General features: G+C 41.1%; 8 protein-coding genes and 1 pseudogene. 3 read left to right on the plus strand and 6 right to left on the minus strand.

Features of this window, described 5'->3' with window-relative positions:
- Positions 1 to 119: 119 nt before the first annotated feature.
- Genes pta through E4O07_RS13360 form a run of 3 tightly spaced genes read left to right on the plus strand, consistent with a single transcriptional unit; the run spans position 120 to position 3,394 of the window.
- Positions 120 to 1,127, plus strand: a complete 1,008-nt coding sequence (gene pta, locus E4O07_RS13350; RefSeq protein ID WP_253686609.1) for a phosphate acetyltransferase — start codon at positions 120 to 122, stop codon at positions 1,125 to 1,127.
- A gap of 4 nt (positions 1,128 to 1,131) precedes the next feature.
- Positions 1,132 to 3,015: a tetratricopeptide repeat protein gene (locus E4O07_RS13355; protein WP_253686611.1), complete on the plus strand. Its 1,884-nt coding sequence runs from the start codon at positions 1,132 to 1,134 to the stop codon at positions 3,013 to 3,015.
- 22 nt (positions 3,016 to 3,037) lie between these two features.
- A complete protein-coding gene (locus E4O07_RS13360; RefSeq protein WP_253686613.1) occupies positions 3,038 to 3,394 on the plus strand; it encodes an arsenate reductase family protein in 357 nt (118 codons plus the stop codon).
- On the opposite strand, the gene abc-f is transcribed toward E4O07_RS13360, so the two are convergent.
- The 6 genes and pseudogenes from abc-f to gyrB all read right to left on the minus strand — a co-directional run bounded on the left by abc-f (position 3,360) and on the right by gyrB (position 9,927).
- Positions 3,360 to 4,832, minus strand: a complete 1,473-nt coding sequence (abc-f, locus tag E4O07_RS13365) for a ribosomal protection-like ABC-F family protein (protein WP_253686615.1) — start codon at positions 4,830 to 4,832, stop codon at positions 3,360 to 3,362. The two genes, E4O07_RS13360 and abc-f, sit on opposite strands and share 35 nt — an antisense overlap.
- A gap of 191 nt (positions 4,833 to 5,023) precedes the next feature.
- Positions 5,024 to 5,581: pseudogene (locus E4O07_RS13555) on the minus strand (ATP-binding cassette domain-containing protein); the annotation flags it as partial.
- Positions 5,582 to 5,717: 136 nt separating this feature from the next.
- Positions 5,718 to 6,524: an ATP-binding protein gene (locus E4O07_RS13380; protein ID WP_253686621.1), complete on the minus strand. Its 807-nt coding sequence runs from the start codon at positions 6,522 to 6,524 to the stop codon at positions 5,718 to 5,720.
- 22 nt (positions 6,525 to 6,546) lie between these two features.
- Positions 6,547 to 7,221, minus strand: coding sequence for a hypothetical protein (locus tag E4O07_RS13385; protein WP_253686623.1), 675 nt, complete (start codon positions 7,219 to 7,221; stop codon positions 6,547 to 6,549).
- 28 nt (positions 7,222 to 7,249) lie between these two features.
- On the minus strand, positions 7,250 to 7,969 hold the full coding sequence (locus E4O07_RS13390) for a DUF5058 family protein (protein ID WP_253686625.1): 720 nt from the start codon (positions 7,967 to 7,969) through the stop codon (positions 7,250 to 7,252).
- Between the two features lie 41 nt (positions 7,970 to 8,010).
- The gene (gyrB, locus tag E4O07_RS13395) at positions 8,011 to 9,927 is read right to left on the minus strand and encodes a DNA topoisomerase (ATP-hydrolyzing) subunit B (protein WP_253686627.1); all 1,917 of its coding nucleotides are present in this window, start codon (positions 9,925 to 9,927) and stop codon (positions 8,011 to 8,013) included.
- Positions 9,928 to 10,035 lie beyond the last annotated feature (108 nt).

The following is a 10,035-nucleotide window of genomic DNA, read 5'->3' on the forward strand; positions in this document are numbered from 1 at the left end:
CTTTATTTTTAGTGTCGGCATTTTGCTAGACATAAACATTAAAACATGCTAAAATACAGTGCAAGTAAAAAATTGTTAGTCCGATTTAAACATGCGGAAAAGATTTAGGAGATAAAGTTATGAGTTTTGTAGACGAAATGAAAAAAAAGGCAAAAGAATATGCTAACCGCCTTGTTTTGCCTGAGGGTACTGAAGAAAGGACTCTTAAAGCAGCCCGATCTATCGTAGATGAAAAATTGGTATCGGAACTTTTTTTAATCGGTTCTGATGAGGCTGTTTCTGCAGCTGCTTCTAAAGCAGGAGTAAGGCTGGACGGAATTAAGGTAATTGATCCCAAAAAATCCGAGTGGCTTGATTCCTTTGCCGAAAGCTATTACGAAAAAAGAAAGGCCAAGGGCATGACCCTCGAACAGGCTAAAATAGATATGAGTGCAGAACTCGGTTTTGCCGCAATGATGCTCGTTCAAGATAAGGCAGATGCAATGGTTGCAGGAGCCTTAAACACAACAGCCGACGTTCTCCGTGCAGGCTTAAAGGTTATCGGTACTCTTCCCGGAATGAAAACCGCTTCTTCATGTTTTTTGATGGACACAAAAAATCCCAAACTCGGAGCAAACGGAGTTTTTATCTTTTCGGACTGCGCCGTCATTCCTACTCCCAGCTCGGAACAGTTGGCCGACATTGCCTGCTCTGCTGCCATGAGCTGTAGAACCTTTGCAGGAGTTGAACCCGTTGTTGCAATGCTCTCCTTTTCTACAAAGGGCTCGGGAGGCGACAAGGATGAAAATATTTTGCGTGTCCGCGAAGCCGTAAAAATCTTAGAGGAAAGAAAACCCGACTTTGTCTTTGACGGAGAAATTCAGTTGGACTGTGCTATAGTTCCTTCCGTTATGCAAAAGAAGGCCGCCGATTCTCCCGTCAAGGGACAGGCCAATACCCTGATCTTCCCTGACCTTGGAGCCGGAAACATCGGATACAAACTGGTACAAAGGATTGCCGGAGCAGAGGCCCTCGGTCCCTTCCTCCAGGGCTTTGCAAAACCAATATCCGACCTTTCCAGAGGCTGCTCGGTAGACGACATAATCACCACCTCGGCTGTAACCTTGGTTCAAGCCGGAAGAAAATAAACCTATGGCTAAGTCTGTAAATGCGCTTATAAATGAAGCCATTGAAGCCGGAAAAAAACGCGACTATAAGACGTCAATTTTAATTTTAGAAAAACTTGCCGCAGAAGGCTTAGCCGAAGTATCTTCTCCCTTTTACGGCGAAAAAAAGGGAAATCCCGAAATATATTTATATCTTTCCAGGGCTTGGGCTGCCGTAAACAATTACGGCAGATCCATAGCCTATGGTAAGGCCTACGTTAAAAGGTGCTCATCGGACCCTGCTGCAAATAGCACAAGTCTTCCTATGGGCTTCTTTTTTTTGGGCCGCTCCTATTTGGCCGCGGGACAGTATGACAAGGCTGTTTATTGCCTTGAAAAAAGCTTAAAGCTCAATCCTCATCCTCTTGAAACAAGGGCAATGCTGGGCTCGGCCTATCTAAAATGGAAAAAGCCTCGGCTTGCCCGCGAAACATTTGAAGAAGCCTTAAAATTTGCTCCTTCCGATGCACGGCTGAATGCCGGATATTTAAACTCTCTTTTTGTTGAAGGTGTCTATGAATTAAGAGGCGGCAACGCGGATATGGCCCGTCAAATGTTCAGCTTTGCAATAAAAAACGGGATAGACGGGGTTGCTCCGCGCCTTTATCTTGCACACGCCCTTAAAATGGAAGGTTATCTTCCCGAAGCCCTGGGCCAGTACGAGGCTGCCTGCGAATTCGAGCCCGATGATCCGGCCCTAAAATGGTATCCTGCAATGATAAAGATGCAGCTGGGCGATGCTGCAGGAGCCGCCGAAGACTTTGCAAAGCTGGGAATTGAAATTCCCGATGACGGAGTCTCGGACCGTTTTTTTGCGATGGGCGTTATCAAAAAACACATGGAACGGGGCGACTATTCAAGGGCTGCCGTTGCTGCCCGCATCTTTATAAAAAGTTTTGGAAGCGATGCCGAAATCAGGCTTCTTGCTGCCGAAGCTCAACGTTCTATGGGGAACACCAACACGGCCTTAGGCCATTATAAATGTGCTCTTGAACACGAGCCCGAAAATCCTTATCCGCATTACGGCATAATGCTTTCCCTCCAAGAAGCATACCGATGGGAAGAACTTAGTGCTGCAATTCTGCGTGCCGAAGCTGCAGGCTCCTGCGATGCGGACGATATTTATTATTATAAAATAATTACCGCCGCCCATATCGATAATCCGCCTGAAGAGGTTTTACCGCATCTTCAAGCCCTTATTCAAAACGGAAGAGCCGATTCGGCAATCTTTAATGCCATGGGCTGCTGCTACATAAAACTTAACATGCCCGATTTGGCTCTCAACTGGTATGAAAGAACTTTAAGCATCAATGAAAAAGATGAGGAAGCTAAAATAGGAATTATCGCCTCTTACGAAAATTTACAATTAAATAAAGAAGCCGATGAGGCCTATGAAGCCTATCTAAAGGAATGGGGAAAGAATATTTACATAAGGCGGGACTACGTACTATTTTTGGAAAAATGCGAGCGTTGGGAAGATGCCGGCAACCACCTTGAAATTTTGATGAGCCAAGGAGAAAAAGTTAATTTTGATCCTGAGCTTGCCTTGTTCCGCCGAAAGGCCGGGCAGTACCAAAAAGCCGCTATCCTATATAGAAAGATGCTTAGGGCAAAACCTGAAGAAAGGCTTTTATTACACAATCTTGTATTCTGCCTTGATAAGATGGGACAAACAAAGATTGCCCTCGACCTATTAAAAGCTGCCGAAAAAATGTTCGGTATTAAAACCGATTCTCTGCTTATTAAGGGAATCCTTCAAATGCGTTTAAAAAAGAAAGAAGATGCAATAAAAACTTTTCAATATATATTGGAAAAAGAACCTAAAAATAAACATGCAGCCGAATTTTTAGAAAAGGCTTACGGGAAGTAATTACTTTATTTATGGAGGAAAGATGATTTTTATTTATTATCCGAAATGTACTACATGTATAAATGCAAAAAAATGGCTTGATGAGAATGGACTGTCTTATACCGAAAGACATATCAAGGAGAAAAATCCTACAGCCGCCGAGATTAAAAAATGGCATAAAAAGAGCGGCCTGCCCTTAAAGAAATTTTTTAACACAAGCGGTTTGGTTTATCGCGGTTTAAACCTTAAAGAAAAATTACCTAATATGAGCGAAGAAGAAATGTATAATCTTCTCGCAAGCGACGGTATGTTGGTAAAACGCCCCTTGTTAATTACCGAAACTTCTGTCCTCATCGGTTTTAAACCTAAGGATTGGGAAGCAGCTCTACAAAATCGGTAGAAACTTTTTCGTTAAATTTTTTGTCGTGCTCTACCAAGATAATTGCGGGGCTGTACTTTAAAATCATCCTTTCGATTTGAAGACGGGAAATAACGTCGATATAGTTTAAAGGCTCGTCCCAAATATAGAGATGGGCCGACTCGCAGATTGAACGGGTCAGCAGCACTTTCTTTTTTTGACCGCCCGAATAGGTTTCCATTTTCTTGTCAAAATTGTCCTGCGGAAAATTTAGCTTTCTTAAAGTTGTCAAAAAAATTGTTTTGTCTATATTGCTTTCTTCTATAAAATCGAAAAGCGGGCCTTTTAAAAAATCAAAGTTTTGCGGGATATAAGAAACTTTTAACCCTTGCGCTTTTTTTAAGATTCCGGAAAATTCTATTTTTTCTCCCATCAGTAATTTTAAAATGCTTGATTTTCCCGCTCCGTTTTTTCCGTTAAGGCTTAAAACACCTCCGGCTTCAAGGGAAAAATCGACCGGTGAAAAAATCTTTTTACCGCCATAAGAAACTGAAAGCGCGGAAGCTTCAATAAGGTGCTTTGCGTGATGATGGAGAGGCCTCATAGGAATGTCTTCGATCCTCTCGATATTTTTTAAAAGCTTTTCTTTTTCGGTAACGACCTTATTCGCATTCCGCTCGATATTTTTTGCCCTCTTCATCAGCTTAGCGGCTTTGTGCGATATAAAACCTCTGTCACAAGGGCCTTGTCCTGATTTTGTTTTTTCTTTTAAGTCAGCCCAACCGGCCTTTTGGCGGGCCGCTTCTTTGAGGCGTTTGATTTCTTTCCGCAGCCGGATATTTTTTTCAATCTCAAAATTATCCTGCCGGATTTTATTTTCTTCCCAAGTGTCATAGTTGCCGTTTTGAACATAGATTTTATTTTTTTCGATTGTTAAAACGTGGTCAACAGTCCGGTTTAAAAAATCTCTGTCATGCGAAACAAGAATAAAACCTTTTTTCTTTTTTAGATAATCGGCGACAGCGGTTCGTCCGTAAGCATCCAAGTGATTTGTAGGTTCATCAATCAGCATAAACGCGTTTTCATGTAAAAACATAACAGCAAGCAGCACCTTAATTTGCTCGCCCGAACTTAAAGTTTTAAAGGGCCTGTCTGCAATTTCGTCAGAAACTTCCAATAGGGAAAGCTCGCAATCAAGCTGCCAGTCTTCGAGATGAGGTAGTCGGGAAAAAACCGCCTCGCGGACGGTCTTTTTTTCTTCGAGAACATAAGGGAAATATTCAAAGCTGACAGGAGAGATAATCTTCCCTGAATATTCGAGTTTGTTCCGGAGTAAATTTAAAAAGGTGGTTTTCCCGTAGCCGTTCCTGCCTATAAGACCGAGCTTCCAATCCGTATCCAACTGTAAATTAAGATTTTCAAAAACAGGTTCCGCCGAACCATAATAAGCAAAGGTTAAATTCTTAACATCTATTAACATAAACATTCCTTAAAATTAATATTAGTTTTGAGACAATATTTTACATTTTGAAGAATGTTTAGTTATTCATTTTAGATATTAAAAACTCCCTTTGATAAACGATTTGTTATTTATTGGAGCGATTGTACTACAAAACACGATACGAGTCAAGACTGATTGAGAGAATAAATAAATCGCTATTTGTGATTAAATTATAGATTTTCTTCTATAAAATTTTTTCTTTGGCTGTTATAAAGTTCTGCGAATAAACCGTTTTGAGCTAAAAGGCTTTCAAAGTTTCCTTTTTCGATTACGGTACCTGAATCGATTACGATTATATCGCTGCAGGACCTTACGCTTCCCATTCTATGAGTTACGATGAGCGAGATTTTTCCCTTGCCCTGCATAAGGATGCTTTAGATAAATTCGTTTTCGGCTATCGGGCCTATTGCTGAAGTGGGTTCATCAAAAAATATTATATCGCTTTTTTTGATGAAGGAACGCAAGGCGGCAAGCCTCTGTCTTTGTCCGCCTGAAAATTCTTTACCGCCGTATTGCATTCCCAAAACGAGGGAGTAATTATTTTCAAGCTTCTTTTCAAAGTCTTTTCCTAAATATTTTACCTTTTCGATTTTTTCTTTTTCCTCTTCCTCAGAGTGTTCGGGTTTTATAAAAATATTTTCGTCCACAGTGTAGCCTGAGTAAACGGCGAAGTCTTGGAATACCGCCGACAGCCTTTCCCGGTATGAATCCATATCCAAATCAGCAATCCATAATATCAAAATAGTTTTGAACGTACCCCATTATCGTAAAATACCATCTTCCGTACATAGCCCGCTACGGCACTTACCCTGAAAGGCGAGGCCTTAAAAAAAAGCTTAAAGGTTCTGATAAAAGGATACTTGGTCATTTAGATTTTTCCGGTCTTGGTATAATTACTTTAAATTGTTCACCTTGAATATCATTTATTAATTCTATATTAGGTTGTTCGGATATGGCTCTTTTAATTCCTGACCCTAAACCGCTAAAAGGTAAAAGATGCAAAGCGTAAGAAACTAATTGGTTGTTTCTTATTACAGGATTTCCGAATTTTATTTCTTCAACAGTCAGGCTATTAGGTAATTTACCCGGGCTAATTATTTCGACTCTATTATCAAAAATGAGAATTCTAATGGGAGAATTTTTAAAATAATCTCTATGCAGCAAGGCATTTTGTAATACTTCGATAAGAGCTATTTCAGAGATTTCAAGAATTCCTGTCGAGTTAAACCCCTGTTCTTTTTGTACATGGTGTAAACAAGATTTTAAATATCTCATAGCTTCATCAAAAAGTTCAGGAATTGTACCTTTTAGATCCGAAGGTTTGTTTCTATAGTAATTTTCCGATATATCGTTTCCAAAAAAAGAAACAAATTTAATCGTAAAAGCCGGTTTTATTTCTTGAGGATTTTTTCCAAAAAAAAGCAATCCTGCAAGCGTTAAATGTTCATTTCGCAAAACCCGTTTTGCTTTTAAGGCTTGTTCAAGATTTAATCCCTTATCTTCATATGTTGTACCGAATTCTTTTTTAAAAAATTCTGAAAATTTTTCTTTATTGATATCATCTACGGAGGTTCCATAAACTTCCATTTCATCGGCAAGTAAATCTTGTTTAAATTGAACCTTGCTTGTTTCTCCTAATGTAATAATTTCCAATAGATCTTTAGTATTCATAAATGTATATCTCCATTTATTTTTATATCTTCCCTTTCTTATACATTATCCTCGTGTAGATGATTGTAATAATAGCTCCGACAGGGATGAGCATACTTATGGCTTTTCCCAGCTGAGGCATGGCAATAAAAAGAATCAGCATAAAGGCAAAGGGAACAACGGCAATCTTAGGATTTTTTGCAACGAAGACTACCAAGAGGCCGCCGAAAAGGGCCGGCAGGATGTTTTTAAAGGCCGGAGCCATAATAGGAGATTCCAAAATTGGCTTTAACTGAGTTAGCAAAAGCATTCCCGCTATTAAAATAAGGGTTGTCGTTATGGAAGAAACTGCAACGGCTATTGTGGTAACCACGTCGCCTTCTTCGGTGTTGGCTTCAACCTTTGCGGCCTCCAAGGCTAAGACTCCGCAGGGAACCTTTAGGTTTGTTAAGTTTCCTGTGATAAAGCCTACATAGGTTCCGCCTGCTCCTAGCATGGGTGCAAAGGTAAAGGCTTCAATAATTCCTACCGGCCAAAAAATAACGGCAACACCGAAAAGCCCCCTCAAAAGAAGCCAAAAATTGGGCCAAGTATTATAGTAAATACAGGTAAAAAGAGGATAAGAAAGAAACATAATAATGGCTATTACCATCCATATTCTTCCCCACCTATGTATGCTTTTTTCATAAGAACTGAATTCGATTTGTTTATCTTGCATAAAAACTTATCCTTAAAACTTAATGTTTTTAACCTATCAGCATTGTAATCGGAATGGAAAAGGCCATCCCGCCCAAAAGGCTTATCGGCATAGCATAGCTTTCAAGCCATTTAGCCCTTGTCTTCTTTACGATTAAACCGCAGATAAGCATTAAGATGGCCGAAAAGAACATCACAAAAACGGGAATCCATCCCTTGAGTCCCAGACGAATTTCGGAAAATATCATTCCTAAAAAGGCTGAAATCATTCCCATAAAGAGGGCATCGATGAGGAGCTTGCTCCATTTTTCATCCTTGGACTTCATTCGAATAAGATTTTTTTGCATCTTGGGTAAGAAAAGAGCAATCACCACAATCCCGGAAATTATTCCGAGGGCCATAACCCAAGAAATAGTCGTATAGGCTGCCGCATCTGCAATCGGCTGATCCAAGGGAATATCCAAGACCGATGCTGCTGTGCTTGCAGCCGTAAGCTCATAGGTCAAGGCTCCTAGAACCGAAAGACGAAGCCAGGGCAGAGGAAGACCTAAAAATTTGGAAAGGCTTATCATTCCGAGAATGATGGAAATGGCGGGAGCGATCGTAAAAACCGCCGCTCCGGAAATAATTTGCTTTATCTTTTTTTTGGGCATGTTTAACTCTTTTGCCCGCTTTAAAGCCTTTACCAAAAAAAAGACTGATTGCAGCAAAACAAAGAGAATCACAACTCCCGCAAACCAAAAGAGCACAGAACTATTAACATCAAACATACATACCCCCAAACTTTTTTTATCGATTAATCAAATATTTATTACACATCCAGATTTGCGTAGACGGCGTTTTCTTCGATGAATTTTCGGCGGGGCTCTACTTCTTCGCCCATTAGGGTGCTGAAAATTCTGTCGGCTTCAACGGCGTCGGGAAGGGTAACCCTCATCATTTTCCGCCTTGCAGGGTCCATGGTCGTTTCCCAAAGCTGGGTGCCGTCCATTTCACCCAAACCCTTATAACGCTGAACAGCAGCATTGTTTCCCCGTCCGATTTCGTCCAAAACGGAATCCCTTTCATCATCGTTGTAAACATACCACTCTTTTTTATTGTGAGAAATTTTATAAAGAGGCGGCATGGCAATGTAGACATAGCCCCTTTCGATAACCTGAGGCATGTATCTAAAAAAGAAGGTCAATAGCAGGGTGCGGATATGGGAGCCGTCAACGTCGGCATCAGCCATTATTATAACCTTGTGATAGCGGAGTTTTTCTATATTAAAATCCTTGCCTATACCCGTGCCGAGGGTAGCAATAATCGGCTGGAGCTTTTCGTTGTTTACAACCTTGTCGAGACGGGTTTTTTCGACATTGAGCATTTTTCCCCAAAGTGGGAGAATAGCTTGCGTCTTGCTGTCTCTTCCCTTTTTGGCTGAACCGCCTGCAGAGTCTCCCTCAACTATGTAAACCTCACAAGCCTCGGGGTCTTTTAAAGAACAGTCTGCAAGTTTTCCGGGGAGGCCGAAGCTGTCTAAACCGCTCTTCCTTCTGGTAGCTTCCTTTGCTCTTCGGGCTGCAATGCGGGCTGCGGCCTCGGCAACGCATTTTTCCAAAACCTTTTCGACCTCATTCGGGTTTTGTTCAAAAAAGAGGGTGAGTTTTTCGTTTACAAAGGAATCGACTATACCTCGAACCTCGCTGTTGCCCAGCTTTGTTTTGGTCTGTCCTTCAAACTGGGGTTCGGGAACCTTTACGGAAACGATGGCGGTGAGACCTGCGCGGACATCTTCACCCGTAAGTTTTTCTTCCTTATCCATCTTTTTTACAAGTTTAGGATATTTCTTTAAAAACTCGTTCATCACGCGGGTGAGGGCTGTCTTAAAGCCTTCAAGATGAGTTCCGCCCTCGCGTGTATTTATATCGTTTACAAAGGAAAGAAGGTTTTCGTTATATCCGTCATTGTACTGAAGAGCAACCTCGCAGATAATATCGTTTTTTTCGCCTTCGATAAAAACCGGAGTTTTAGGGAAAACCTGTTTTGAGGCATTTAGGTATGAAACAAACTGAGATATTCCGCCTTCAAAGGCAAAGGTAACTTCTTTTGGAGTGGAAAGGCGTTCATCCCTCATCGTGATGGAAATTCGGCTGTTTAAGAAGGCCAGTTCCCTCAAACGGGTTGCAAGCACTTCAAAATTGTATACGGTAGTTTCGGTAAAGATGGAAGAATCTGCTGCCCACCTGATAACCGTACCGCTTTTTTCGGTTTCGCCTATCTTTTTTACGGGTTCAAGGATTGAGCCTTTTTCAAACTTTGCATAGTGCTCAAAGCCGTCCTTGTAAACCTTGGCTTCCATCCAGACTGAAAGAGCGTTTACAACCGAAACGCCTACACCGTGTAAACCGCCTGAAACCTTGTAAGAACCCTTGTCGAACTTACCTCCGGCATGGAGGCGGGTTAAAACCAGCTCCAAGGCACTTATTTTTTCGGTCGGGTGAATATCTACAGGGATGCCCCGGCCGTTGTCTTCTACACGCACAATATCGTTCGGTTCAAGAACTACCAGAATTTTATCGCAAAAGCCGGCCATAGCCTCGTCTATACAGTTATCTACAACCTCATACACAAGATGATGAAGGCCGTCCGGCCCCGTTGAACCTATATACATACCCGGTCTTTTTCTGACCGCTTCCAATCCCTTTAAAACCGTAATATTATTTGCCGAATAATTTGACTTTGTCATTTTTTTTCCTTAAAAACTTATAAATTCCCATAAAATTTGACAATAAATGCCTTTTTTTATTCTATCATTATTGCAAAAAAAAGTAAAGAAGTAGTATAATGGCACACT

It is taken from the genome of Treponema sp. OMZ 798 (genome assembly GCF_024181385.1).
Taxonomy (GTDB): Bacteria; Spirochaetota; Spirochaetia; order Treponematales; family Treponemataceae; genus Treponema_B.

What these genes read in the sequence shown, in the direction of transcription:
- pta (WP_253686609.1), top strand. Translation starts at nt 120, where the DNA reads ATGAGTTTTGTAGACGAAATGAAAAAAAAGGCAAAAGAATATGCTAAC.
- E4O07_RS13355 (WP_253686611.1), top strand. Translation starts at nt 1,132, where the DNA reads ATGGCTAAGTCTGTAAATGCGCTTATAAATGAAGCCATTGAAGCCGGA.
- E4O07_RS13360 (WP_253686613.1), top strand. Translation starts at nt 3,038, where the DNA reads ATGATTTTTATTTATTATCCGAAATGTACTACATGTATAAATGCAAAA.
- abc-f (WP_253686615.1), bottom strand. Translation starts at nt 4,832, where the DNA reads ATGTTAATAGATGTTAAGAATTTAACCTTTGCTTATTATGGTTCGGCG.
- E4O07_RS13380 (WP_253686621.1), bottom strand. Translation starts at nt 6,524, where the DNA reads ATGAATACTAAAGATCTATTGGAAATTATTACATTAGGAGAAACAAGC.
- E4O07_RS13385 (WP_253686623.1), bottom strand. Translation starts at nt 7,221, where the DNA reads ATGCAAGATAAACAAATCGAATTCAGTTCTTATGAAAAAAGCATACAT.
- E4O07_RS13390 (WP_253686625.1), bottom strand. Translation starts at nt 7,969, where the DNA reads ATGTTTGATGTTAATAGTTCTGTGCTCTTTTGGTTTGCGGGAGTTGTG.
- gyrB (WP_253686627.1), bottom strand. Translation starts at nt 9,927, where the DNA reads ATGACAAAGTCAAATTATTCGGCAAATAATATTACGGTTTTAAAGGGA.